This window comes from Comamonas sp. CMM03, from assembly GCF_019218715.1.
Lineage (GTDB): Bacteria > Pseudomonadota > Gammaproteobacteria > Burkholderiales > Burkholderiaceae_C > Comamonas > Comamonas terrigena.
On sequence record NZ_JAHUXB010000001.1, the window covers coordinates 125,911 to 149,958 of the forward strand.

23 protein-coding genes and 1 tRNA gene are annotated in these 24,048 nt (G+C 66.7%); 11 read left to right on the forward strand and 13 right to left on the reverse strand.

Going from position 1 to position 24,048, the window contains the following annotated elements:
- Positions 1-64: 64 nt before the first annotated feature.
- Positions 65-982 (reverse strand): HTH-type transcriptional regulator ArgP, encoded by a 918-nt coding sequence (locus KW830_RS00585; protein WP_192333553.1) that lies wholly within the window; start codon positions 980-982, stop codon positions 65-67.
- 70 nt (positions 983-1,052) lie between these two features.
- Between KW830_RS00585 and KW830_RS00590 the strand changes: the two genes are divergently transcribed.
- Positions 1,053-1,706: a LysE/ArgO family amino acid transporter gene (locus KW830_RS00590; protein ID WP_218331557.1), complete on the forward strand. Its 654-nt coding sequence runs from the start codon at positions 1,053-1,055 to the stop codon at positions 1,704-1,706.
- Positions 1,707-1,802: 96 nt separating this feature from the next.
- Here the strand turns inward: KW830_RS00590 and KW830_RS00595 are convergent, their stop codons facing one another.
- Positions 1,803-2,117, reverse strand: a complete 315-nt coding sequence (locus KW830_RS00595; protein ID WP_066533724.1) for a hypothetical protein — start codon at positions 2,115-2,117, stop codon at positions 1,803-1,805.
- A gap of 326 nt (positions 2,118-2,443) precedes the next feature.
- Positions 2,444-3,229, reverse strand: a complete 786-nt coding sequence (locus KW830_RS00600; protein ID WP_066533720.1) for a MetQ/NlpA family ABC transporter substrate-binding protein — start codon at positions 3,227-3,229, stop codon at positions 2,444-2,446.
- Positions 3,230-3,235: 6 nt separating this feature from the next.
- Between KW830_RS00600 and KW830_RS00605 the strand changes: the two genes are divergently transcribed.
- On the forward strand, positions 3,236-3,418 hold the full coding sequence (locus tag KW830_RS00605; protein ID WP_127446246.1) for a hypothetical protein: 183 nt from the start codon (positions 3,236-3,238) through the stop codon (positions 3,416-3,418).
- Positions 3,408-3,644 (forward strand): DUF3820 family protein, encoded by a 237-nt coding sequence (locus KW830_RS00610; RefSeq protein WP_066533718.1) that lies wholly within the window; start codon positions 3,408-3,410, stop codon positions 3,642-3,644. Before KW830_RS00605 ends, KW830_RS00610 begins: the two co-directional genes overlap by 11 nt.
- 149 nt (positions 3,645-3,793) lie before the next feature.
- On the opposite strand, the gene KW830_RS00615 is transcribed toward KW830_RS00610, so the two are convergent.
- On the reverse strand, positions 3,794-4,282 hold the full coding sequence (locus KW830_RS00615) for an ABC transporter substrate-binding protein (RefSeq protein WP_066533716.1): 489 nt from the start codon (positions 4,280-4,282) through the stop codon (positions 3,794-3,796).
- A 513-nt stretch (positions 4,283-4,795) separates the two neighbouring features.
- On the opposite strand from KW830_RS00615, the gene KW830_RS00620 reads away from it, so the two are divergent.
- Together KW830_RS00620 and KW830_RS00625 are read left to right on the forward strand one after the other, a co-directional pair.
- On the forward strand, positions 4,796-5,872 hold the full coding sequence (locus KW830_RS00620) for a BMP family ABC transporter substrate-binding protein (RefSeq protein ID WP_218331558.1): 1,077 nt from the start codon (positions 4,796-4,798) through the stop codon (positions 5,870-5,872).
- Between the two features lie 77 nt (positions 5,873-5,949).
- Positions 5,950-6,669, forward strand: coding sequence for a phosphoribosyltransferase (locus tag KW830_RS00625; protein ID WP_218331559.1), 720 nt, complete (start codon positions 5,950-5,952; stop codon positions 6,667-6,669).
- Between the two features lie 211 nt (positions 6,670-6,880).
- On the opposite strand, the gene serB is transcribed toward KW830_RS00625, so the two are convergent.
- From serB to mfd, 4 genes are all read right to left on the reverse strand, one after another.
- Positions 6,881-7,594: a phosphoserine phosphatase SerB gene (serB, locus tag KW830_RS00630; RefSeq protein WP_218331560.1), complete on the reverse strand. Its 714-nt coding sequence runs from the start codon at positions 7,592-7,594 to the stop codon at positions 6,881-6,883.
- Positions 7,595-7,727: 133 nt separating this feature from the next.
- Entirely contained in the window at positions 7,728-8,762 is a 1,035-nt protein-coding gene (locus KW830_RS00635; RefSeq protein WP_218331561.1) for a tripartite tricarboxylate transporter substrate binding protein, read from the reverse strand.
- Between the two features lie 260 nt (positions 8,763-9,022).
- Positions 9,023-9,730 carry a hypothetical protein gene (locus KW830_RS00640; protein ID WP_218331562.1) on the reverse strand — a complete coding sequence of 236 codons (708 nt, stop codon included), beginning with the start codon at positions 9,728-9,730 and terminating at the stop codon, positions 9,023-9,025.
- Positions 9,731-9,764: 34 nt separating this feature from the next.
- Positions 9,765-13,256 (reverse strand): transcription-repair coupling factor, encoded by a 3,492-nt coding sequence (mfd, locus tag KW830_RS00645; RefSeq protein ID WP_218331564.1) that lies wholly within the window; start codon positions 13,254-13,256, stop codon positions 9,765-9,767.
- 94 nt (positions 13,257-13,350) lie between these two features.
- Between mfd and KW830_RS00650 the strand changes: the two genes are divergently transcribed.
- Together KW830_RS00650 and ispF are read left to right on the forward strand one after the other, a co-directional pair.
- On the forward strand, positions 13,351-14,169 hold the full coding sequence (locus KW830_RS00650) for a 2-C-methyl-D-erythritol 4-phosphate cytidylyltransferase (protein WP_066534019.1): 819 nt from the start codon (positions 13,351-13,353) through the stop codon (positions 14,167-14,169).
- A 46-nt stretch (positions 14,170-14,215) separates the two neighbouring features.
- The gene (gene ispF / locus KW830_RS00655) at positions 14,216-14,698 is read left to right on the forward strand and encodes a 2-C-methyl-D-erythritol 2,4-cyclodiphosphate synthase (RefSeq protein ID WP_218331566.1); all 483 of its coding nucleotides are present in this window, start codon (positions 14,216-14,218) and stop codon (positions 14,696-14,698) included.
- 99 nt (positions 14,699-14,797) lie between these two features.
- On the opposite strand, the gene KW830_RS00660 is transcribed toward ispF, so the two are convergent.
- Both KW830_RS00660 and ompR read right to left on the reverse strand, forming a co-directional pair.
- Positions 14,798-16,333 (reverse strand): ATP-binding protein, encoded by a 1,536-nt coding sequence (locus KW830_RS00660; protein ID WP_255578016.1) that lies wholly within the window; start codon positions 16,331-16,333, stop codon positions 14,798-14,800.
- Between the two features lie 96 nt (positions 16,334-16,429).
- The gene (gene ompR / locus KW830_RS00665; RefSeq protein ID WP_066533704.1) at positions 16,430-17,161 is read right to left on the reverse strand and encodes a two-component system response regulator OmpR; all 732 of its coding nucleotides are present in this window, start codon (positions 17,159-17,161) and stop codon (positions 16,430-16,432) included.
- Between the two features lie 215 nt (positions 17,162-17,376).
- On the opposite strand from ompR, the gene KW830_RS00670 reads away from it, so the two are divergent.
- The gene (locus KW830_RS00670; protein WP_218331568.1) at positions 17,377-18,114 is read left to right on the forward strand and encodes an SIMPL domain-containing protein; all 738 of its coding nucleotides are present in this window, start codon (positions 17,377-17,379) and stop codon (positions 18,112-18,114) included.
- A gap of 130 nt (positions 18,115-18,244) precedes the next feature.
- Here KW830_RS00670 and KW830_RS00675 read toward each other — a convergent pair whose 3' ends face one another.
- A complete protein-coding gene (locus tag KW830_RS00675; protein ID WP_218331569.1) occupies positions 18,245-19,027 on the reverse strand; it encodes a 3-hydroxybutyrate dehydrogenase in 783 nt (260 codons plus the stop codon).
- Positions 19,028-19,094: 67 nt separating this feature from the next.
- Here KW830_RS00675 and KW830_RS00680 point away from each other — a divergent pair, with 67 nt between their 5' ends.
- The 3 genes from KW830_RS00680 to KW830_RS00690 all read left to right on the forward strand — a co-directional run bounded on the left by KW830_RS00680 (position 19,095) and on the right by KW830_RS00690 (position 22,431).
- Positions 19,095-20,027 (forward strand): alpha/beta fold hydrolase, encoded by a 933-nt coding sequence (locus tag KW830_RS00680; RefSeq protein ID WP_066533697.1) that lies wholly within the window; start codon positions 19,095-19,097, stop codon positions 20,025-20,027.
- A 115-nt stretch (positions 20,028-20,142) separates the two neighbouring features.
- Complete coding sequence (locus KW830_RS00685; RefSeq protein WP_255578132.1) at positions 20,143-22,320, forward strand: bifunctional (p)ppGpp synthetase/guanosine-3',5'-bis(diphosphate) 3'-pyrophosphohydrolase; 2,178 nt, start codon at positions 20,143-20,145, stop codon at positions 22,318-22,320.
- Positions 22,321-22,354: 34 nt separating this feature from the next.
- Positions 22,355-22,431: transfer RNA gene (locus KW830_RS00690), tRNA-Val, on the forward strand.
- A gap of 131 nt (positions 22,432-22,562) precedes the next feature.
- On the opposite strand, the gene KW830_RS00695 is transcribed toward KW830_RS00690, so the two are convergent.
- Positions 22,563-23,057 (reverse strand): GNAT family N-acetyltransferase, encoded by a 495-nt coding sequence (locus tag KW830_RS00695; RefSeq protein ID WP_218331571.1) that lies wholly within the window; start codon positions 23,055-23,057, stop codon positions 22,563-22,565.
- A gap of 186 nt (positions 23,058-23,243) precedes the next feature.
- Complete coding sequence (locus KW830_RS00700; protein WP_218331572.1) at positions 23,244-23,972, reverse strand: TetR family transcriptional regulator C-terminal domain-containing protein; 729 nt, start codon at positions 23,970-23,972, stop codon at positions 23,244-23,246.
- Positions 23,973-24,048 lie beyond the last annotated feature (76 nt).

The following is a 24,048-nucleotide window of genomic DNA, read 5'->3' on the forward strand; positions in this document are numbered from 1 at the left end:
GCGCGTTGCACCGCAGGCTGCGGACGGGCAGCCTGCCAGCCAGACCACAGGCCGTCAGTGCGGCCTATTCGCCCGCCGCCGGCAGCGGGTCCAGCCAGTTGCGTGCGGCGGCAATCACGCACTGGGTCAGCCGCTCCAGCCCGGCCTGGGCATTGCGGGCATGGGCCCAGTACAGGTCCACCACCATGTCGGTGTCGGGGCGCAGTTCCACCAGCGTGCCGGCATCCAGATAGCGCTGGATCAGCACCGTGGGGTGCATGCCCCAGCCCACGCTGGCTTCGCAGGCGCGCACAAAGGCATGTGCCGACGGCAGCCAGTGGCGCGGCGGGGCCGTGCGCGAGGCCAGGCCCTGCTGCTGCAGCCATTTGTCCTGCATGCCGTCCTTGCGGTCATAGGTCAGCACCGGGGCGATGGCCATGGCCTCTTTGCTCACGCCGTCGGCAAAGTAGCGCGCCACGAAGTCGGGGCTGGCGGCCGCCACATAGCGCATGCGGCCCAGCGGCCAGGTGTTGCAGCCGGTGATGTGGCTGGACGAGGCGGTGACCGCCGCCATCACATCGCCTTCCTTGATGCGCTTGGCCGTGTGGTCCTGGTCGTCGATGCTGATGTCCAGCAGCTCGTTGCCGGTGCTGGTGAAGCCCGACATCGCATCGATGAACCAGCTGTTGAGCGAATCGGCATTCACCGCCAGCTTCAGCGTGGGGCGGGCCACCTGGCCTTCCGGCACCAGTTCGGGGTTATGGCGGCGCAGCTCGTTTTCCAGCAGCGCCACCTGCTCCACATGCAGCACCAGGCGGCGGCCGGCATCGGTGCCGGTGCAGGGCTGGCCGCGCAGCACCAGCACCTGGCCCACGCGCTCTTCGAGCTGCTTGACGCGCTGCGAAATCGCGGAGGGAGTGACATGCAGTTTGCGCGCCGCGCGGTCAAAGCTGCCTTCACGCAGCACGGCGGCCAGGGCTTCGAGTCCAGCGTAGTCGAGCATTTAGAAAAATTGAAGATCGTTCAGATAGTTTAATTTTACTAATTTAAGTACGCCTTGGACAATCAGGGACATGGCGCACAGCACTCTCTACACCCCTTTTCTGGCTGCATGGCTGGCAGGCTTCATGGTCTGCCTGTCCCTCATCGTCTCCATCGGCGCACAAAACCTCTATGTGCTGCGCCAGGCGGTGCACAGCCAGCATGTGCGCGCCTGCGTGGCCTGGTGTGTGGCCAGCGACGCACTGCTGATCGGTCTGGGTGTGGCCGGCATGGCCCGCCTGCTGGCCGAACGCCCGGACTGGGCCTACTGGCTGGGCCTGGGCGGCGTGCTGTTCATGCTGGCCTACGGCCTGTTTGCCCTGTGGCGCATGGTCTTTGCCCAGCACAGCGTGCAGCAGGGTGAAGGGGAAGGCGGGCGCAGCCTGTGGCGCGTGGTGGGTACGCTGGCCGTGATCACCCTGTTCAACCCCCATGTCTATCTGGACACGGTGCTGCTGGTGGGCTCCATCGGTGCGCGCCAGGAAGGCGACCTGAAATGGGTGTTCGTGGCCGGTGCGGCCAGTGCCAGTGCGCTGTGGTTTGCCGGCCTGTCGGCCGCAGGCCGGCGCCTGAAGCACTGGTTTGCCCAGCCGCTGGCCTGGCGCATCCTGGACGGCCTGACCGGCGCCATGATGCTGTCGCTGGCCTGGTGGGTGTGGCAGGGGCTGGACCGCAGCCTGGCGTGAGCCAGGTATGAACTTGGCGTGCACCCCCGCAAAAAAAGGCGCACCAGCATCGCTGGTGCGCCTTTTCCGTGGGCGGGAAGGCCGCGCCGGCGGGGATCAGTCCAGCCGGGCCAGCACTTCCAGCAGGCCCCATTGGTTGGCCATGATCTGGTAGAAGGCCTCCTGGCCGGTCTTGCCGCTCTTGCCCTGGATGTAGACCAGATAGCCGGACGACTTGGGCTGGGAGGTCGGGAAGATCTTGTCGTAGCCGAACTTCTCGGCAATGTCGCCGCGGAAGTTGATGTGGTGCTTGCCCAGATCGTCGCCATGCCTTTTGGCAAACACTTCCAGGGTCTTGGGGTGGGTGACTTCGTTCTGGCCATCCTTGATGGCTTTGTCCAGGGAAGGGGTGGCGGGAGCTTCTTGGCTCATGGACGTGCAGGTGCTGGTTGAAAAATGCCGGTGGCACAGGTGCGCAACCGGTTCATGCGCACAGAAAAGCAACATCATGCCCGCAGATGCCGTCAGGCGAAACCCGAATTTCCACCTGCTGACAACGGGCTTGATCTGCACCAGAGCTGTGCTGTATCCCACATTACAGCGGGCTTTGCGGCCCCGCGCCATGGGGCGCACCATTCGCGTGGGTTGGCGGCGACAGCCGGCGGCAGCCCATTGCCATACGCTATGTAAACGTGTAGATGCATAAAAAAGGCGCCGACCAGCGGCGCCTTGGAAGCGGTTCAGCGTGGCCGCTGCGTTCAGAACGCGGGCACCACGGCGCCCTTGTACTTGTCCTGGATGAACTTCTTCACTTCCGGGGAGTGCAGGGCCTTGATCAGCTTGGCGATGTTGGGATCGTTAGCGCGGTCCGCACGGGCGGCCACGATGTTGGTATAGGGCGAATCCGCACCTTCGATGAACAGCGCATCCTTGGTGGGGTTGAGCTTGGCTTCGATGGCGTAGTTGGTGTTGATCAGGGCCAGGTCCACATCGGCCAGGGCACGGGGCAGCAGAGGCGCTTCCAGTTCCTTGAACTTCAGCTTCTTGGGGTTCTTGACCACGTCCAGCGCGGTGGAGGTCAGGCTCTTGGGATCCTTGAGCTCGATCAGGCCTTGCTTGGCCAGCAGCAGCAGGGCGCGGCCGCCGTTGGAAGGATCGTTGGGAATGGCCACGGTGGCGCCGTTCTTCAGGTCCTTGATGTTCTTGATCTTGGTGGAATAGGCACCGAAGGGCTCGACGTGGATCTTGCCGTTGGGCACTTGCACCAGCGAGCTCTTGCGGTCCTTGTTGTAGCTGTCCAGGTAGGGCTGGTGCTGGAAGAAGTTGGCGTCCAGTTGCTTGTCTTCCACGGCGGCATTGGGCTGCACGTAGTCGCTGAACTCCTTGACCTCCAGATCCAGGCCCTGGGCCTTGAGCTGGGGCTTCACAAAATTCAGGATCTCGGCGTGGGGCACGGCGGTGGCGGCAACCTTGAGCACGTCAGCAGCATGGGCGGACAGGGCCAGTGCGGCAATGGCCACGGCGGTAAGCGTCTTCTTCAGCATGGTGGTGTGAATTCCTTGGCAAAGGTGAAAATCAGCAGAGGTTTCCAGCGTCTGCGCCCTGGGCATGCGACGTTGGCTGAAGGCAAGTTTAGTGCAGCCCTGGAGCGGCTGGACAGCAGAATTTCAATTTCAGTTATAAAAAACGTGGTTTTTATGCAAATTAAGAAAAAGGCCTGTTATGCAGCCTGACGACCTGCAGGCACTGGTGCAGCTGCGCATGCCTTTTGGCAAGCACAAGGACATGCTGCTGGCCGATCTGCCTGGCAACTACCTGGCCTGGTTTGCGCGGGAAGGCTTTCCCGCCGGGCGCCTGGGCCAGCTGCTGGCGCTGATGCACGAGCTGGACCACAACAACCTGCGCGGCCTGCTCGATCCGTTGCGCACGGCGCCGCGCGCATCGGCACGCCGCGTGTGACCGAGTGACTCTGCTGCCCCGCTGCCCGGGGCGGTACCACACCGCCCAGGGCTGCCCACCATGCACAACGCCCCGCGGCGTCAGCCAACGGGGCGTTGTGTCCGGTCCCTTCCGCCTGCACGGCTGAAGGACGGCTTGCGCGCAGTGCTTTACTTGGCGGCGGCGTGGGCAGCGGCAGCCTTGGCCTTGGCTTCGTCCAGCTGCTTTTGCAGGGCAGCGGCTTCGGCGTCGGCGGCCTTGGCGTCGGCAGCAGCCTTGGCCTTGGCTTCGGCATCCTTGTCGGCCGACGGGCCGCTCATGGCACCGGCAATGGCGCTACCGGCCATGGTACCGGCCACGGCGCCCACGGCGGCACCTGCCATGGTGCCCATCATGCCGGAGCCGGCGCGGGCCGGTGCGGCAGCCGCGGCAGGTGCTGCGGCGGTGGCGGCCGCAGGCGTGGCGGCTGCCGGGGTGGCAGGCTTGGCCGCAGCCGTGGGGGCGGCGGGTGTGGCCGGCTTGGCGGGGGCCGAGCCGATGGAGGCGGGACGCACGGTCTTGCCACCGCCCATGCGCTTGGCCTGGGCCAGCGAAGGCACGGTCAGCGATGCGATTGCCAGGGCAATCACGGAGGCAGTGGCACGGTACGAAGTCTTCACAGAAAGTATCCAATCATGGTTGTCATACAGGGCGGACAGGCCCGCCAGGCCGCAACGCCATGGCGGCGCCGACCTGGTATGTATGTAGGGGTGGAGGAGGAGATTCCAAGCGATCCTCCGTGCAACCGTTGGCAACGAACGGGGGAGGACGCCAGGGCAGCCGCTGGTTGTGTGACGTTATGGGGCTGCAACAGCTATTGTAGGAACTCTTGGAGGCCCTGCGGCGCCCCACCGGGGTGAATGCAGGGATAAACCGGGGGCGTGCCGTGCACGGCACGGGCGGACAGGTACCGCCGCGCTTGCCGCGGCACACCACAAGAATACGTCGAAAGGCCTGCGATAAGTGTGCCGGATGCTCTTGAAAAGGAAGCATTCGGTCGAGTGCAGAGGCTGCCGGACCCGCCAATGTCCGTGGCACGCAAGTTGCAAGTGCAAGGGGTGCCCGGCATGGCGCGCAGCACGCGCCACGGCTGCCGGGTTCCGGTTCATTTCCCCTTTCCGAAGAACACTGCCATGCGCTCTCCCCGCCATCTCCTCACCCCCCTGGCTGTTGCCCTGGGCTGCGCCACCGCGCTGGTCACGGCCCATGCGGCCGACCCCATGAAGGTCGGCTTCCTCTACATCGGCCCCGCCAGCGGCGCCGGCTGGTCCTATGCCCACGAACTGGCGCGCCAGGAAGTGCAGAAAAAGTTCGGCAGCAAGATCGAAACCATCTTTGTCGAGAACGTGGCCGAGAACGACGCCGAGCGCGTGACCCGCGATTTGGCTGCCCAGGGCGCGAAGGTCATCTTTGGCGGTGCCTTCGGCTTCATGAACGGCATGGAGCGCGTGTCCCGCGACTTTCCCAAGGTGGCTTTCGAGCACGCCACGGGCTACAAGACCGGCCCGAATCTGGGCATCTACGACATCCGCACTTACGAAGGCGCCTGCCTGAACGGCACGATTGCCGGGCACCTGTCCAAGACCCAGACCATCGGGGTGGTCGCACCGCATCCGATCCCGGAGATCGTGCGCAACATCAATGCCTTCACCCTGTGCGCCCAGGAGGTGAACCCCAAGATCCAGACCCGCATCCTGTGGGTCAACACCTGGTATGACCCGCCCAAGGAAGCCGAAGCCGCCAAGACCCTGCTGAACCAGGGCGTGGACGTGCTGATGCAGAACACCGACTCGGCGGCCCCCTTGCAGGTGGCCAAGGAAGCCGGCAAGGTGGGCTTTGGCTGGGACACCGACATGGCCCAGTGGGGCGGCGATGCCCAGATGGCCGCCGCCCGCCTGGACTGGAGCATCTACTACAGCAAGGTCGTGGCCGATGTGATGGCCGGCACCTGGAAGCCCGGCAACGTCTGGATCGGCATGAAGGACGGCGCCATCCATTACGACCACTTCAGCAAGAACCTGCCGGCCAAGGTGCGCGCTGCGGTGGAGCAGCGCGGCAAGGACATCGTCTCGGGCAAGCGCCCGGTGTTCCACGGTCCGCTGCGCGACCAGGCGGGCAAGGAACGCAGCAAGGCCGGCGACATGCCCGACGCCGACAAGCTGAAGATGAACTTTCTGGTGCAGGGCGTGATCGGCGCCATGCCGCAGTAAGCCGTGCGGCACCACCGATCGCCCGGGAACGCTGCGGCCTCCCGGGCGGCGGTGCACCGCCATGGATGACGATGAACATGAGTATGTCGAACACAGACCTGTTGACCCCCTACACCGCCCGCTGGTACACCGCCGCCCAAGCGCGCGCGCTGCCGCCGGCGGGGCCCACTTTTTCCGGCACCTACACCGTGGCGCTGCAAGGCGGCAGCGCCCTGGAGCTGCCGCTGCGCGTGCTGCCCGGCGGCGACAAGGCGATTGCGCTGCTGATGAGCAACCAGACCCCGTTCGCGGTGGAAGACGCGCTGGCCCCGCTGGTGACCGCCGCCGCTGCCAGCCTGCAGCCCGAGGTGATTGCCGCCGTGCCCACCATGGGCCTGGACTACGCTCGCCTGGTGGCGCGCGGCCTGGGGCTGGCTGACTACGTGGCCCTGGGCCACTCGCGCAAGTTCTGGTACGACGAGGCGCTGAGCGAAGCCGCCACCTCGTCCACCAGCACGCAGGGCAAGCGTGTCTACCTGGACCCGGCCCTGGTGGCGCGGGTGCGCGGCAAGCGCGTGGTGCTGGTGGACGATGTCATCAACACCGGCGTCAGTGCGCTGTCGGCCGTGCGCCTGCTGGAGCGCGCCGGCGCCGAGGTGGTGGGCCTGACCGTGCTGCTGAGCGAAGGCCATGCCTGGCGTGCGGTGGTGGGCGAACTGGGCACGGGCTGGGACCAGCGCGTGCGGGCGGTGGGCCACATCCCCATGTTCGAAGCCGCAGGCGACGGGCGCTGGCAGCCGATGGCAGGCACGCTGTAAGCGCTCGTTCCAAGCCGTTCGGGCTGGTCGTGGGCAGGACCTCGGTTGGCGCCGGGGCTGCTGGGCCGTGGCCGCCGCCATCGTGGCCTCACCATGCACCACGGCGAACCCATCAGGGTGTCTGCCGTCGTGTCAGATGCTATGCCGGATGCGCTGCACCGTGTGACAGTGCATGCGGCCGTGCGCGCCGTGGTGCAGGCCGCAGGGCCGCTTACTGCAGCACTTCCAGCAGGCGGTCCAGACCGCCCTGGTTGATGCAGACCTTGGCCTCCGCGCGCACGCGGGGCTTGGCGTGGTAGGCCACGGACAGACCGGCCGCCTGCATCATCGGAATGTCGTTGCTGCCATCGCCCACGGCGATGCACTGGGCGGCATCGATGCCCAGCAGGCTGGCCACTTCCAGCAGCGTGCGGCGCTTTTCGGCGCCGTCGCAGATATCGCCCCAGGGCTGGTCCACCAGGCCGCCGGTCAGCACGCCGTTGTCCATCTCCAGCACATTGGCGCGCACAAAGTCGATCTGCAGCAGGTCGCGCACATGCTCGGCAAAGTAGGTGAAGCCGCCGGAGACCAGCAGCACCTTCAGTCCGGCGTTCTGGGCGGCCTTGACCAGGGTGTGCGCACCGGGCGACAGCTGCAGGCGCTCGGCCAGCACGCGGGCCATGTCGGCCTGGGTGACCCCGGCGAGCTTGCCCACGCGCTGGCGCAGGCTGTCCTTGAAGTCGGTGATCTCGCCGCGCATCGTGGCTTCGGTGATGGCCGCCACCTCGGCCTTCTTGCCCGTGGCGTCGGCGATCTCGTCGATGCACTCGATGGTGATCAGCGTGGAATCCATGTCGAACGCGATCAGCTTGTAGGCGCTGAGCTTCTGGGGGGCGGTGATGTTCTGGATTGTCAGGCCGGGGGCAAATTCGGTGGCAACGCTCATGGCAGCTCAAGTCGAGGGGGGGTAGAAGGAGGAGCAGGCCGCGCCGGGCGCGGCTGCGCAGGCCGCATTATCCCCGTACGCCGGGGAATCTGCGGTGTCACGGCGTATCCGGCGCTGCCACTGCGGGCAGCGCTCACTGCGGCACCAGGCCAGCGGCCTTCACCAGCTCGGCATGCAGCAGGATGTCCTGGTGGACGGTCTGCTTCAGCTGCTCCGGTGTGCCGGGCGCCACTTCCATGCCGCTGTCCCCCAGCTTGGCCACCACCTCGCCCTGCAGCACCTTGTGCACGGCGCGGTTGAGCTGGGCAATCACCGGCTGCGGCGTCTTGGCCGGGGCAAACAGGCCCACCCAGGCCGACAGGTTCAGGTTGGCAAAGCCGCTCTCGGCCATGGTGGGCGTGCCGGCCAGCATCTTGCTGCGTTGCGGGCTCATCAGCCCCAGGGCGTGCAGCTTGCCGGACTGGATGTGGGGCAGGGCCTCGGGCAGCACCGCAAACAGCATGTCCACATTGCCGGCCAGCGTGTCGTTGATCGCCGGAGCACCGCCCTTGTAGGGCACGTGCAGCATGTCGGCATGGGTGCGGGTGCTGAACATCAGCGCCGCCAGATGCTGGGGGCTGCCGTCGCCCGAACTGGCATAGGTCAGCTTGCCGGGCGCGGCCTTGGCGGCGGCCACCACGGCGGCGACGCTGGGAAACTTCTGCCTGTCCTTGACCACCAGCACCATGGGCTGGTTGACCAGCTGGGCCACCGGGGCGAAGTCGACCTCCGGGTCATAGGGCAGGGATTTGAAGATGCTCTTGTTGGTGGTCAGAAACGAGGCTGGCGAGACCATCAGCTGGTAGCCGTCGGCCGGCGCGCGCGCCACCTGGGGCGTGCCGATCTGGCCGGAAGCCCCGGGCTTGTTCTCGACGATGAACGGCTGGCCCAGCTCGGCCGCCAGCTTCTGGCCGACCACGCGGGCAATCATGTCCGCGCTGCCGCCGGCGGGCAGGGCCACCATCACCTTGACGGGGCGTTCGGGGTAGCTGCCCTGGGCCAGGGCGGCGGGGCTGCCGGCGCTCCAGACGGCGGCGCCGAAGGTCAGCAGACAGAGCAGGCGCGGGACATGGCGCGTGGAGAGACCCAGGGAATGGCGCGGGAGATGGCGGAGATGCAGTGCGGACATGAAACCCCTTGCTCGGATGGGCGCTGCACAGGCCGGAGCCTGTAACGCGGTGGACTGGCGGTGGAATGGCGTCACGGCGGAATCGCATGGGCCGTGGCCTGCTGCACCCAAGCAATTTCAATGCCGTGCCCCGCGCCGCAAAAGAGGGGAAAGCCGGAGGGAGCGCCAGCGGAAAGAGGCCGGCCGCCGGTTGCGCACAGCGCCGGCGAGTGGGCGGGCGGTTCAGTGACCGCGTGCGTGGCGGACGCCGGCAGGCCGGCTCAGGTGGAGCGGTCGTGCTTCTCGGCCACCTGCTCGTAGAGGTACAGGCGGTCGGACCAGGTGGCCAGCCAGTCCGGACGGTAGGCCACGCAGACCGAGCAGATCATGCCGGTGACCACGGCATCGCCCCAGGCCATCAGCCAGTGGGCGATGTGGGACAGATCCTCGTTGACCCCCGGCAGCGGCTGGCCGGTGGCGCTCGCCAGCACGCTGGCCGCAAACAGGCTGAAGACGGTGCCCATGAAGCAGCGCCCGAACAGGTAGACAAACACCTTGGTACCCAGCCACTGGCGCAGCAGCACGCCCCAGAGCATGCCCAGCGTGGCCGGCAGCATGCCGTGCCAGACGATGAGGCGCAGCGCCTCGTGCCCGGCCAGCCCGGGCGACAGCAGGCAGGCGATCACCCCCACCAGGGCCAGCGTGGGCATGGCCAGGGGCCAGCCCAGGGTCAGCACCACCAGGCAGGCGCCGGACCATTGCAGCTGCAGCGGCATCTTGTGCAGCGTGGGCATGGCCCACAGCCAGGGCAGGATCACCAGCGTGGCCAGCAGCGGCGTCCACAGCGGCGAAGCGATGCGCGGCACGTCCTGGGGCGTGGCATAGCGCCCCGGCAGCGTGCGGTCGACCAGCAGGCGCCAGGGGCGCATGGACAGCGCCACCCCCAGTGCCACCAGGGCAAAGGCCGCTTCCAGCAGGGCTTGCAGCATGGGGGACTACCTCCTGCGAGCAGTATGACCAGCTTCAGGCCGTGGCGGGTGTTTCCGCGCGCAACGGTTGTCCCAGACTTTTCAGCACATCGCGCACCATCTGGGCGCGGGCCTTGGGGTCTTCCAGCGCGCGTTCGATGCGCAGCTTGTCGTTGCCCGCCAGCTTGATGTGCTTGTTTTTCTGGATCAGGTGGATGATCTGCATCGGATCGATGGGCGGGTTCGGCTTGAAGGTGATGCTGATCACGCCCGGTGCGGCATCGACCTTGAGCACGCCATAGGGCTCGGAGAGCACGCGCAGGCGGTGGGTGTCGATCAGCGTCTGGGCCTGGGGCGGCAGCTTGCCGAAGCGGTCCACGATCTCTTCCAGCAGGTTGTCGATCTGGTCGCTGGTCCTGGCCGTGGCCAGCTTCTTGTAGAACGACAGGCGCAGGTGCACATCGCCGCAGTAGTCATTGGGCAGCAGCGCCGGGGCATGCAGATTGATGTCGGTGGAGGCCGACAGCGGCGACAGCAGGTCGGGCTCCTTGCCATTCTTCAGGCTGCGCACGGCTTCGGTCAGCATCTCGTTATAGAGCTGGAAACCGATCTCCATCATGTTGCCGCTCTGGTTCTCGCCCAGCACCTCGCCGGCGCCGCGGATTTCCAGATCGTGCATCGCCAGGTAGAAGCCGCTGCCCAGCTCCTCCATCTGCTGGATGGCGTCCAGCCGCTGCTCGGCCTGCTTGGTCAGGCTCTCGATGTCCGGCACCATCAGATAGGCATAGGCCTGGTGGTGGCTGCGGCCCACGCGCCCGCGCAGCTGGTGCAGCTGGGCCAGGCCGAACTTGTCGGCGCGGCTGATGACGATGGTGTTGGCCGTGGGCACGTCGATGCCGGTCTCGATGATGGTCGAGCACAGCAGGATGTTGAAGCGCTGGGCCACGAAGTCGCGCATCACGCGCTCCAGCTCGCGTTCGGGCATCTGGCCGTGGGCCACGGCAATGCGCGCCTCGGGCAGGATTTCCTCCAGCTTCTGGCGGCGGTTCTCGATGGTCTCCACCTCGTTGTGCAGAAAGTACACCTGGCCGCCGCGCTTGAGCTCGCGCAGCACCGCCTCGCGGATCACGCCGTTGCTCTCGGAGCGCACAAAGGTCTTGATGGCCAGCCGGCGTTGCGGGGCGGTGGCAATCACCGACAGGTCGCGCAGGCCTTCCAGCGCCATGCCCATGGTACGCGGAATGGGGGTGGCGGTCAGTGTCAGCACATCCACTTCGGCGCGCAAGGCCTTCATGGCCTCCTTGTGGCGCACGCCGAAGCGGTGCTCCTCGTCAATGATCAGCAGGCCCAGGTTCTGAAACTTGGTCTTCTCGGACAGCAGCTTGTGCGTGCCAACCACAATGTCCACCGACCCGTCCTCGATGCCCTTGAGCGCGGCATTGATCTCCTTGGTGGAGCGGAAGCGGCTCATCTCCGCCACCTTCACCGGCCATTTGGAGAAGCGGTCCACCAGCGTCTGGTAGTGCTGCTCGGCCAGCAGCGTGGTGGGGGCCAGAAAGGCCACCTGCTTGCCGCCCATGGCGGCCACAAAGGCCGCGCGCAGGGCGACCTCGGTCTTGCCGAAGCCCACATCGCCGCAGACCAGGCGGTCCATGGGCTGGGGGCTGATCATGTCGTGCACTACGGCGTGGATGGCCGCCTTCTGGTCGGCCGTCTCCTCAAAGCCGAAGTCCTGGGCGAACTGCTCGTAATCCTGGGCGCTGTAGCGGAAGGCGTGGCCCTGGCGCGCGGCGCGGCGAGCGTAGATGTTCAGCAGCTCGGCTGCAGCGTCGCGCACCTGCTCGGCGGCCTTGCGCTTGGCCTTTTCCCACTGGCCGCTGCCCAGGCTGTGCAGCGGCGCGGATTCGGGCGTGACGCCGGTGTAGCGGCTGATCTGGTGCAGCTGGCTGACGGGCACGTACAGCACCGCATCCTTGGCATATTCCAGGTGCAGAAACTCCTGCAGCGCGGGCGAACCATCGGTGTTCTTCTGGCCCACGTCCATGTTGACCAGGCCGTGGTAGCGGCCGATGCCGTGCTGGGCATGGACCACCGGGTCGCCCACCTTCAGCTCGGACAGATCCTTGATCAGCGCATCGACATCACTGACCTGCTCCTGCTTCTTGCGCCGGCGCGTGCCGCCGCTGGTCTCGAACAGCTCGGTCTCGGTGACGAAGTCGATGCCTTCCTCCGTCCAGGCAAAGCCCTGGGCCAGGTTGGAAGTGGCAATGCCCAGCCGCTCGCTGTCGTCGGCCTGGAACTCCGCCAGCGAATCGAAGGCCGGCGGGTTGATGTTGGAGGCCCGCAGAAAGTCCAGCAGGCTTTCGCGCCGGCCGTCGCTTTCGGCCAGCACCAGCACGCGGCGTGCCGCGTGGGCGATATGGGCCTGCAGCCGGGCCAGCGGCTCCTCGGCGCCGCGCACCACGGCCAGCGGCGGCAGCTGCTGGAAGAGGGCGCTGTCGGCCACATCCTCCACCCCCGGGCGCAAGGCCAGCTGCGGGTAGGGCTTGGCGGTGGTGTAGAACTGGTCGGCCGTCAGGAACAGGGTTTCGGGCGGCAGGGCCGGGCGCTCGGGGTCGCCCTGCACCAGACGGAAACGCTCTTTGGTGTCGGTCCAGAAGCGCTGGAACGCCGGCTCCAGGTCCCCGTGCAGCACCAGCGTGGCGTCGTCGCCCAGGTAGTCGAAGACGGTGGCCGTGGCGTCAAAGAACAGCGGCAGGTAGTACTCGATGCCCGCCGTCGCCACGCCATTGCCCATGTCCTTGTAGACGCGGCTGCGCGTGGGATCGCCCTCCAGCAGCTCGCGCCAGCGGGAGCGGAACTTGGCGCGTGCATCCTCGTCCATGGGGAACTCGCGGCCGGGCAGCAGGCGCACCTCGGGCACGGGGTAGAGGCTGCGCTGGCTGTCGGGATCGAAGGTGCGGATGGAATCGATCTCGTCGTCGAACAGATCCACCCGGTAGGGCACGGGCGAGCCCATGGGAAACAGGTCGATCAGGCCGCCGCGCACCGCATATTCGCCGTGGCTCACCACCTGCGAGACATGCTGGTAGCCAGCCAGCGTCAGCTGGGCCTTGAGCTTGGCCTCGTCCAGCTTCTGGCCCTGCTTGAAGTGGAAGGTGTAGCCCGCCAGAAACGACGGGGGGGCCAGCCGGTACAGGGCGGTGGTGGCCGGCACCAGCACCACGTCGGCGCCGGTCTCGTGCTCGCGGCTGCGGATGCGCCACAGCGTGGCCAGACGCTCGCTGATCAGGTCCTGGTGCGGCGAAAACGTGTCGTAGGGCAGGGTTTCCCAGTCCGGAAACAGGGCGCAGCGCAGCTCGGGGGCAAAGAACGCCAGCTCGTCGATCAGCCGCTGGGCGTCGCCCGCATCGGCCGTGACGATGGCCGTGATGCGGCCCGCCGCCCGCTCGCGCTGCGCCAGACGCGACAGCAGCAGCGCATCGGCGCTGCCCGTGGGGCGGGGGAGGGTGAAACGGTGACCGGAGCGGAGGGTGGGCAGCTGCATGGGAGAGGAGGTGGCGGTACGGTGGCCCCATGGGCGTGGCCTTTTGCCGCCAGGATGTCTGCGAAGGGGAAATCCCGATTCTAGAATGCCTGCCATGACCGACCTGCTTGCCCCTTCCCCAGTCCCCCATCCGCCCCAGGGCCGTTTCTGGGGGCTGGTGCCCTGTGCAGGGGTGGGACTGCGGGCGATTGCGCCGGGCAGCCCCACGCCGGAGCTGCCCAAACAGTACCAGCTGGTGGCCGGCCAGCCCATGGTCTTGCACACCCTGGCCGCGTTTGCCGGCACGGCCGGGCTGGCGGGTACCTTGGTGGCGGTGGCGGCCGGCGACCAGTTTCTGGCCGACCACCCGGTGACCGGCTGCTTTGTCGTACCCTGTGGCGGCCCCAACCGGGCCGACACCGTGCGGGGCGGCCTGAAGGCCCTGCTGGCGCAGGGCGCAGCCCAGCATGACTGGGTGCTGGTGCACGATGCGGCGCGCTGCCTGATCACGCCGCAGCAGATCCGCAACCTGATCGACGCCTGCGTGGACGATGCCGTGGGCGGCCTGCTGGCCCACAAGCTGCCCGATACGCTCAAGACCGCCGTCACCGGCCCGACCGGGGTGCGCGTGGCGGCCACGGTGGACCGCAGCGACAAATGGCTGGCGCAGACGCCGCAGATGTTCCGCATCGGCCCGCTGCTGGATGCGATTTCCCGCGCCGGAGCGGCCGTGACCGATGAGGCCAGCGCCATGGAAGCCATGGGCCTGCGCCCCAAGCTGGTGCCCGGCGGGGCGCAGAATTTCAAGGTCACCTACCCGGACGACTTTGCGCTGGCCGCCGCCGTGCTGTCGCAGCGCGGCCGGGCCACCACGGCGGAGCGCTTCCAGGGGCGCCGCAACCCGCCGTCCGCCAGCGGCAACCCGTTTTTCTGATGTCAACTATGGGCAGGTCGCGCCTGAAGCACCTGCGGAGCAAGCTATGAATTTTCGTATTGGAGAAGGCTGGGACACCCATGCCCTGGTGCCGGGCCGCAAGCTCATCATCGGCGGGGTGGAGATTCCCCACGTCACCGGTCTGCTGGGCCACTCGGACGCCGATGTGCTGCTGCACGCCATCACCGACGCCCTGCTGGGCGGTGCATCGCTGGGCGATATCGGCCGGCATTTCCCGGACACCGACCCCGAGTTCCGCGGCGCCAACTCGGTGCTGCTGCTGACCGAGGCTGCCCGCCGCGTGCGGGAAAAAGGCTGGGAGATCGGCAATGTGGACAGCACCGTCGTGGCCCAGGCCCCCAAGCTGGCGCCGCACATTCCCGCCATGCGCGAACGCATTGCCCAGGCCCTGGGGGTGACGCTGGACCAGGTGAACGTCAAGGCCAAGACGGCCGAAAAACTGGGCCCGGTGGGCCAGCTGCAGTCCATGGAGGCACGGGCCGCGGCGCTGCTGTTCCGCAAGGACTGAGCGCTGGCACCAGCCCCGGCCGGCCCTGCAGGCCTGGTCACCCCATAAAAAAAGCCGGCAGATGCCGGCTTTTTCCATGCAGGGGCGCAGGGCGCTGCGTCAATCGTCGCCCAGGTCTTCCGCTTCGTCCAGGCGGTCGGTGCTGCGGCGGCGCGGCGGTAGCTGGCGCTTGACCTGCGGGCGCTGCAGGCGCTGGGGCGTGTCGCTGTCGGCACCGCTGGCTGCGCGCTGCAACTGCACATGGGCCGCCAGACCGCCACCGGGCGCATTGGTCAGCGACAGCACGCCGCCCATGCGCTGCACCGTCTTGTCCACGATCGACAGGCCCAGGCCGGCGCCGGCGGCAGCGGTACGGGCCGTGTCGCCCCGGAAGAAGGGCTGGATCAGGCTGGCCAGCTGTTCGGGCGGCACGCCTGCGCCATGGTCGCGCAGCCGCACCACCACCCAGGCCTCGCGCTGCTTGACGCTGATGTCCACATGCGTGGTCTCGGTGTCCGGTGTCTTGCCGTAGCGGCGGGCGTTTTCCAGCAGGTTGGAGATCACGCGCGCCAGCTCGATCTCGTCGGCCATCACATACACATCTTCCGGCACCGACATGCTGATCTGCAGCTCGCGGTGGTCCTGCACCGCGTAGACGCAGGACGACACCACCGCATGCAGATTGACCGTGGCCAGCGCCACATGGTCGGGGCGGGCGTAGTCCAGGAACTTGTCGATGGTCGCATCCAGCTGCACGATGTCGGCCACCATGTGGCCCCGGGCCACATCGTCGTTCACGCTCATCTCGGTTTCCAAGCGCAGGCGGGCCAGCGGGGTGCGCAGGTCGTGCGAGATGCCGGCCAGCATCACGGCGCGCTCCTGCTCCAGCTTGGCCAGCTTCTGCGCCATGCGGTTGAAGCCGATGTTCACCTCGCGGATTTCACTGGTTACGGCCTGCTCGTCGAGCTGGCTGGCCTCGAAGTCGCCATCGCGCACGCGGTTGGCTGCATCGCTCAGCTGCTTGAGTGGCTGGTTGATCAGGCGGGCAATCACGGCGGCACCGGCCAGCGACAGAATGCCGGCGGTGATCAGCCATACCAGCCAGGTGCGGCCGCCGGCAGGGCTGAAGCGCGAGCGGTCCATCAGCAGCCAGTTGCGGTCGCCGTTGATGGAAAAGCCCACCCACAGACCCTGCTCGCCGTTGACGCTGCGCGCCACGATGGTGCCCGGGCCCAGGCGCTGGGTCAGTTCCTCCGTCAGGCGCTGGCCCAGCGGCGTATGGTCCATTTCCTCGAACTTGTCGCCCGGCTCGCGCGGCAGAATACGCACGCCTTCCTGGTCGGCCATGGTCTTGATCAGCGAGACGCGGTTGATCGCGTCCGAGTGCACCAGGGCGGCGCGGCTCAGGTTGACCAGCGAGGCGATCTGCTGGGCCGTGTGCAAGGTGCGCGGCTCGAACTCGAAAGCACGTAGCGTCTGCAGCCAGGCCAGGATGCTGCCCACCAGCAGCAGGGCCAGCAGGAAGAAGGTGCGCCAGAACAGGTTCAGGCCCATGCGCGAACGCGCATGCGCCGCACGGGGGCGGCGTTGTGGTTCCGGCTCGTCGGCCACGGCAGAGTCGGAAGAGGAAAGTGGGCTGGCGGTAAAAGCGCGCATGGTCAGAAGACTTCCATTGAACCGCAACGCAGCACACCACCATCGGTCGGATGGTGGCGAGCAGGCGGTGTCAGGGGAAGCGCTATCTTACGGTGCTTAATTCGCACCATCTGGTACGAAGACGTAACCAACGCCCCAGACTGTTTGAATGTAGCGCGGAGCGGCGGCATCTTCTTCGATCAGCTTGCGCAGGCGCGAGACCTGCACGTCCAGACTGCGGTCAAACGGCTCGAATTCGCGGCCGCGGGCCAGCAGGGCCAGCTTTTCACGGGACAGCGGCTGGCGTGGGTGGCGCACCAGCGCCTTGAGCATGGCGAACTCGCCGGTGGTCAGCGCCAGTTCTTCGCCATTCTTCTGCAGCACGCGGGTGCCCAGGTCGAAGGTGAAGGGGCCGAAGGTGACCACTTCGTTCTCGCCCGACGGCGCGCCCGGCGCTTCCACCGGGGGGCGGCGGCGCAGCACGGCGTGGATGCGGGCCAGCAGTTCACGCGGGTTGAACGGCTTGCCCAGGTAATCGTCAGCACCGACTTCCAGACCGACGATGCGGTCCACGTCTTCGCCCTTGGCGGTCAGCATGATGATGGGGGTGCGGTCGTTGGCCGAGCGCAGGCGGCGGCAGATGGACAGTCCATCCTCGCCGGGCATCATCAGGTCCAGCACGATCAGATCCACGGTTTCGCGCAGCAAGATGCGGTTCAATGCCTTGCCGTCTTCGGCAATCATGATCTCAAAGCCTTCTTGCGTCAGGTATCGGCGGAGCAGATCGCGGATGCGGGCGTCGTCGTCCACCACCAGGATCTTGTCGGTACGGTTGTTCGTAGAGGCCATGGATATCCCTAGTCCAATTTGTAACAGAGCCAATTTTGACCATCTTGGCGGCGGAAAAACCGGATTACCCCGGTACTTTGACCAAGTGTTACAAGTGTTGCCCTGCGGAGCAAGTGTTGATTGACGTAGTGCAGTCCCCTCCGCCAGGCGGTGGTAAGGTCGCTTGTTCCCGACGATTTCGTCTTCATCCCATTGACCTGTCAAGGAGGAATGCTATGCCTTTTATCCCCCGTCACACCCAGGCCCTGGCGGCTGCCGCCATCGTATGGGGTGCTGCGGCCACCGCCGCACAGGCCCAGACCGTCGTAATGGCCCCACCGCAGAACGTAGTACAGCTGACGGCCGCCGGCAGCGTGGAGGTGGCGCAGGACCTGCTGGTGCTGACCCTGTCCGCCACGGAAGAGGGCAGCAATGCCGCCGCCGTGCAAAAACGCCTGCAGCAGGTGGTGGATGCGGCACTGGCCACGGTGCGCCCCCAGGCGCAGCCCGGCGGCATGGAAGTGCGCACCAGCGGCTTCAACGTTTTCCCGCGAACCACCAGCAAGGACGGCAAGATCGCCGGCTGGCAGGGGCGTGCGCAGCTGGTGCTGCAGGGCAAGGACTTCGACCGCATCACCAGCACCGCCGGCAAGGTGCAGGGCATGCAGGTGGGCCAGGTGGCCTTCGGTCTGTCCAAGGAAGGGCGGGCCAAGGTCGAGGGCGAGGCGCAGCAGCAGGCCATCGACCAGTTCAAGGCCAAGGCCGCCAGCCTGGCCAAGGCGTTCGGCTTTACCGGCTACACCTTGCGTGAGGTCTCGGTCAACAGCAATGAAGTCGGCATGCGTCCCTATATGGCGGGGGCCATGATGAAATCTTCCATGGCGGCGGATGGCGCGGAAAGTGCCCCGCTGGCGGTGGAAGCCGGCAAGACCCAGGTGGAAGTGCAGGTCTCGGGCGCGGTGCAGCTGCAGTAACCCAGCCGCCCCTCGGGGCGGCTCCAGGCTTCGGCCAAGCAAAAAGCCCCTGGCAGCTGCCAGGGGCTTTTTTTGTAGGGGGTAGGGCGCGGTGACCGTTTTTGGCTTTCCGCCCCGCAGCGGCGCAGGCTTACTGGGCCGCCCAGCCGCCGTCCATGTTCCAGGCCACACCGCGCACATTGTTGGCGGCGGCCGAGCAGAAGAACACCGCCAGCTCGCCCAATTCTTCCGGGGTGGTGAACTGCAGCGACGGCTCTTTCTCCCCCAGCAACTGCCGGGTGGCCTCTTCGTTGGAGATGCCCTGGGCGGCCGCCTTGGCGTCCACCTGTTTCTGCACCAGCGGGGTCAGCACCCAGCCGGGGCAGATGGCATTGCAGGTCACGCCGCTGGTGGCGTTCTCCAGGGCCGTGACCTTGGTGAGGCCGACGATGCCGTGCTTGGCCGCCACATAGGCCGACTTCTGGGCCGAGCCCACCAGGCCGTGCACCGAGGCCACATTGATGATGCGGCCCCAGTTGGCCTGCTGCATGGCCGGCAGCGCCAGGCGCGTGGTGTGAAAGGCGCTGGTCAGGTTGATGGCGATGATGGCGTCCCATTTGTCCACCGGAAAGTCCTGCACCGCCGCCACATGCTGGATGCCGGCGTTGTTGACCAGGATGTCCACCCGGCCGAATGTCGTGGCGGCAAACGCCATCATGGCTTCGATGTCGGCGACCTTGCTCATGTCGGCGCCGTGGTGGGCCACCCGCACCCCATGGGCCTTGCCGGCTTCGCGCACCGCGGCCAGCGGGCCTTCGGCGTCGCCGAAGCCGTTGAGCACCACGTTCGCGCCCTGGCGTGCCAGGGCTTGCGCAATGCCTAAACCGATGCCACTGGTGGAACCCGTCACCAGTGCCGTCTTGCCTTTGAGCATAGAGGTCTCCGAATCCATTACGATGGTCAAAAGCCCATTATGGGGTGCGCCTGGAAAGTTGCTCTGCATGATTGAACCTACGCTGAACTACGTAACCTGTCCCGGTCCTGCGGCCCGCCGAGCGGACGAACCAGAGCGCAGCGAACACCGCATGGCGTACTGGGAGTGGAACGCCACCGGCAACCCCGCCCACCCCCATGTCATCGTCTGCGTCCACGGCCTCACGCGCCAGGGGCGGGACTTCGATGTGCTGGCCCGCGCGCTGGCGTCACATGCGCGGGTGATCTGCCCGGATGTGGCCGGACGTGGGCGCAGCGAATGGCTGGCCGACCCCCAGCATTACGCCGTGCCGCAGTACGCGCTGGACATGCTGATGCTGTTGCAGCACCTGCAGGCGCAGGCACCGCTGCAGACCCTGGACTGGATAGGCACCAGCATGGGGGGGCTGATCGGCATGGCGCTGGCCGGCCAGGCCCAGTTGCCGCTGCCGGTGGCCATCCGGCGCCTGGTGCTCAACGACGTGGGGCCCACGCTGGAGTGGGCGGCGCTGCAGCGCATTGGCAGCTATGTGGGCCAGCCGGTGCGCTTTGACAGCGTGGAGCAGGCCGCAGCCACGCTGCGCGTCATCTCGGCAGGGTTCGGTCCGCACACCGATGCCGAATGGCGGGCCCTGACCGAGCCCATGCTGACCCCCTTGCCCGACGGCGGCCTGGGCCTGCACTACGACCCGGCGATCGGCGTGGCACTGCGGGACATGACACGGGAGGAGGCCGAACAGGGCCAGGCGCTGATGTGGCAGCTGTACGACCAGATCACGGCACAGACTTTGCTTTTGCGGGGGGAACAGTCCGATTTGCTGACGGCCGCCACCGCCCAGGCCATGCAGGAGCGTGGACCACGGGCACAATGTGCGGTGCTTGCAAATGTGGGGCACGCCCCCACATTGGTCTCAGCCGACCAAGTGGCGGTCGTGCGGGACTTTGTATTGGCCCAGGAATGACGCAAGAACAACAACCAAACAGCCAGGCCGGCAGGGGAGTGCGGCCATGAGAAGTGTGACGTCTTTGCCTCCCACCACGGTGGAGGCCGGTGCGCCAACCCATGGCACGGTACCCATGACACCGGCGCTGATCGCCGCCACTTCGGAGGCCATGCCCGACCAGGCCAATGCGCTGGTGCGCGCCCGCTCGTTTGCGGAGCCGCTGCTGTCCGGCGAAACCATGACCACCGGCGAGAACATGCTGGCCCACGCCGATGCGGTGGCTGCCATCCTCTATGGCATCGGTGGCTCGGAAACCATGCAGGCGGCCGTGTATCTGGTATACGCCAGCATGCACCTGAACAAGCCGCTGGAGGTGCTGACCAAGGCCTTTGGCGCCAACTTCGCCACCCTGGCGGTGGAAACCACCAAGCTGATGCATGTGCAGCAGCAGGCGCGCGATGCGGAAAGCAACAGCCAGCGCGTGGACGATCCGGCCACCCAGGCCGAGACCGTGCGCAAGATGCTGCTGGGCTTTTCCCGCGATGTGCGCGTGGTGCTGCTGCGCCTGGCATCGCGCCTGCAGACGCTGCGCTACTACGCCGCCAGCAAGCGCCCGGTGTCGCCCACCCTGGCGCGCGAGGCGCTGCATGTGTTTGCGCCGCTGGCCAACCGCCTGGGGATCTGGCAGCTCAAGTGGGAGCTGGAAGACCTGTCCTTCCGCTTTCTGGAGCCGGAGACCTACCGCCAGATTGCCAAGAACCTGGATGAAAAGCGGGCCGAGCGCGAGATCTACATGGAGCAACTGCGCTCGCGGCTCGAATCCGAGCTGCGTGCCTACAGCATCAGCGCCACCGTGCAGGGCCGGCCCAAGCACATCTACAGCATCGTCAAGAAGATGCGCGGCAAGTCGCTGGACTTTGCCCAGGTGTTCGACATTCGCGCGCTGCGCGTGGTGGTGCCCAACGTCAAGGACTGCTACACCGCACTGTCCTGGGTGCATGAGCATTTCACCCCCATCGAGTCGGAGTTCGACGACTACATCGCCAAGCCCAAGCCCAATGGCTACCAGTCGCTGCACACCGTGGTGCGGGACGAGCAGGGCAAGGCCATCGAGATCCAGATCCGCACCCAGGCCATGCACGACCATGCCGAGCATGGCGTGGCCGCGCACTGGGCGTACAAGGAAGCGGGCACCAAGGGCTATGCCGGGGTGTCGGCCACCAGCGAGTACGACGCCAAGATCGCCGTGCTGCGGCAGCTGCTGGCCTGGGGCAAGGACCTGTCCGAAGGCCCGGAACACCGCAACCTGTTCGACGACCGCATCTATGTGCTGACGCCGGATGCGGCCGTGATCGAGCTGCCGCAGAACGCCACGCCGGTGGACTTCGCCTACGCCGTGCACACCAACCTGGGGCACCGCTGCCGCGGCGCGCGGGTGGATGGCGCCATGGTGCCGCTGAACACGCCGCTGCAAAGCGGCCAGACGGTGGAAATCACCACCGTCAAGGAAGGTCGGCCTTCACGCGACTGGCTCAACTCCGAGCTGGGCTATCTGACCAGCAACCGCGCCAAGGCCAAGGTGCGTGCCTGGTTCAATGCCCAGGCCATGCACGAGACCATGACCCGGGGCCGCGAGGCCGTGGAAAAGCTGCTGCAGCGCGAAGGCAAGACCGCCATCAAGCTGGACGAGCTGGCGGTGCAACTGGGCTTCAAGTCGGCCGAAGCCATGTTCGAGGTGGTGGGCAAGGACGAATACTCCCTGCGCAACATCGAAGCCGTGCTGCGCCCGCCGCCCGAGCCGGTGGCCGCCGAGGAGGACATCCAGCAGATGGTGCGCAAACCCCGCGGCGAAGGCCAGAAGGGCGGCGTGCTGGTGGTGGGTATCGATTCGCTGATGACCCAACTGGCCAAATGCTGCCGGCCGGCGCCGCCCGACGATATCCGCGGCTTTGTCACGCGCGGCAAGGGCGTCAGCGTGCACCGCTCGGACTGCAGCAATTTCCGTGAAATGGCCGCGCGCTACGAAGAGCGCGTGATCGATGTGGCCTGGGGTCTGCCCAAGGCTGCCGCGACAGCGGCGGTCTACCCGGTGGATGTGGCGGTGGAAGCCGCCGACCGCCAGGGCCTGCTGCGAGACATCTCCGACGTGTTCGCCCGTGAGAAGACCAATGTGATCGGCGTGCAGACCCAGTCTGTCAAGGGCGTGGCCTGGATGACGTTCACCGTGGAAGTCTCGGACTCCGGCCGCCTGAACAAGGTGCTGGGCATTGTTTCCGGGGTGGCTGGCGTGCGTTCGGCGCGGCGACGCTGAAAACCGTGCTAGAATCGCTTTCTCGAACAAACACAGGCGCGTAGCTCAGCTGGTTAGAGCACCACCTTGACATGGTGGGGGTCGTTGGTTCGAGTCCAATCGCGCCTACCAACTAACCATTGGTACAAAGCCTTCTAGATCCACGGTCTAGAAGGCTTTTTCTTTTTCCGTGGGCAATGGCTGATCGCTGCGCCCCAGGCGCCGTGCAGGCGCTAGAGGGCATGGCAGGCCTCCATAGGAGGCTACAGGACGTCTGTGGGCGAGCGCATGGCCCGAAGATCCAGTCCCAGGTAGCGCGTGCCCGGCACGGGATTGAAACTCACCGGCGACGCGTCCTCGAAGCCCAGCGACGCATACAGCCGCTGCGCAGCCTGGAACTCGGGCAGCACATCCAGGCAGATGCGGGTGTAGCCCCTGTGCCGCGCAGCGTCCAGAATGCCTTCCACCAGGCGGCGTCCCAGGTTTTCGCCGCGCGCCGCGGGGCGCACGTAGACGCGCTTCATTTCGCCGATTTGTGCATTCACCTGCCGCAGGGCCGCGCAGCCCACGGGCTGGCCGTCTTTCCAGGCCAGCAGCACGCAGCCGTGTGGGGCGGCGTACTTGCCGGGCAGGGCAGCGAACTCGGACTCGAAGTCCTGGAAGTCCAGGCTCACGCTGGGGCTGGCCACGTATTCCCGGAAGATGCGGACCACGGCGTCCAGATCGTCGGGAAAGCGGGCGGGGCGGATGTCGGTCATGGGCAGCAATCGGGTCCGGGCCCTGGTGCAGGGCGCCGTGCAGGAGCAATCAGAGCGCACAAGGATAAGGCAAGACGCCGGGGCCGCCGCCCATGCACCACCGTCTTGCGCCATGCCCCCTGGCCTGCACCGCTTGCAGTCAGCAGTCAGCAGTCAGCAGTCAGCAGCCAGCAGCCAGCAGGGCGCCTAGCGCGCTGGCGCTGGCGCCAGCAGCGGCCCTTCAGCCGGGCCGTCTGGCTGCAGACCGCGCACCACCAGACGGTAGATCAGTTCGGCCGCCGTGTCGTAGTCCTGGGCCGTCAGCGCATCCTGGCCCAGCAGCAACGCGAACTGGGCCTGCTGGTCGGCATAGGCCTGGGTCACGGACCAGAGGATGAACATCAGGTGGGTGAAGTCCACGCGGGCAATCTTGCCCTGCGCCACCCAGCGCTCGAAGGCCTGGGTGTCGGCCGCCAGCGCGGGGCCGACCCGGCTCAGGATGGCGTCGCCAAAACGGGGCGCACCAGCCATCACCTCGCGGGTGAAGACCTTGGAGCCATGGGGCCGCTCGCGCGAGGACTGCAGCTTGGCGCGGATATAGGTGCGCAGGGCCTGGGCCGGGTCATCGCCGCGCAGCAGATCGGACATGCCCGCCAGCCACTGCGTCAGCACATCGCCCAGCACGCGCAGGTACAGCTCTTCCTTGCTGGCGAAGTAGTACAGCAGGTTGTGGCGGCTGATGCCGGCGTCCTGGGCCATCAGGTCCAGCGACGCGCCTTCGAAACCGTATTGCGCAAAGTGCAGCTCCGCCATCTGCAGGATGTGCTGCTCCTTGCGCAGCCGTGCGGCGGTGGGCTTGCGGGTGGCCGATCGGGCCTGGGAGGCGGGGCTATTAATGGGGCTGTTCACGGGGCTGTTGTCAGAAAAAGTCGCCATTGCGCCTGCGGTAAGTAGAGATAAGTTGCGCCATTGTGGTGCGATTGTCTGGCATCTTTCTTGCTCACGACTTTCT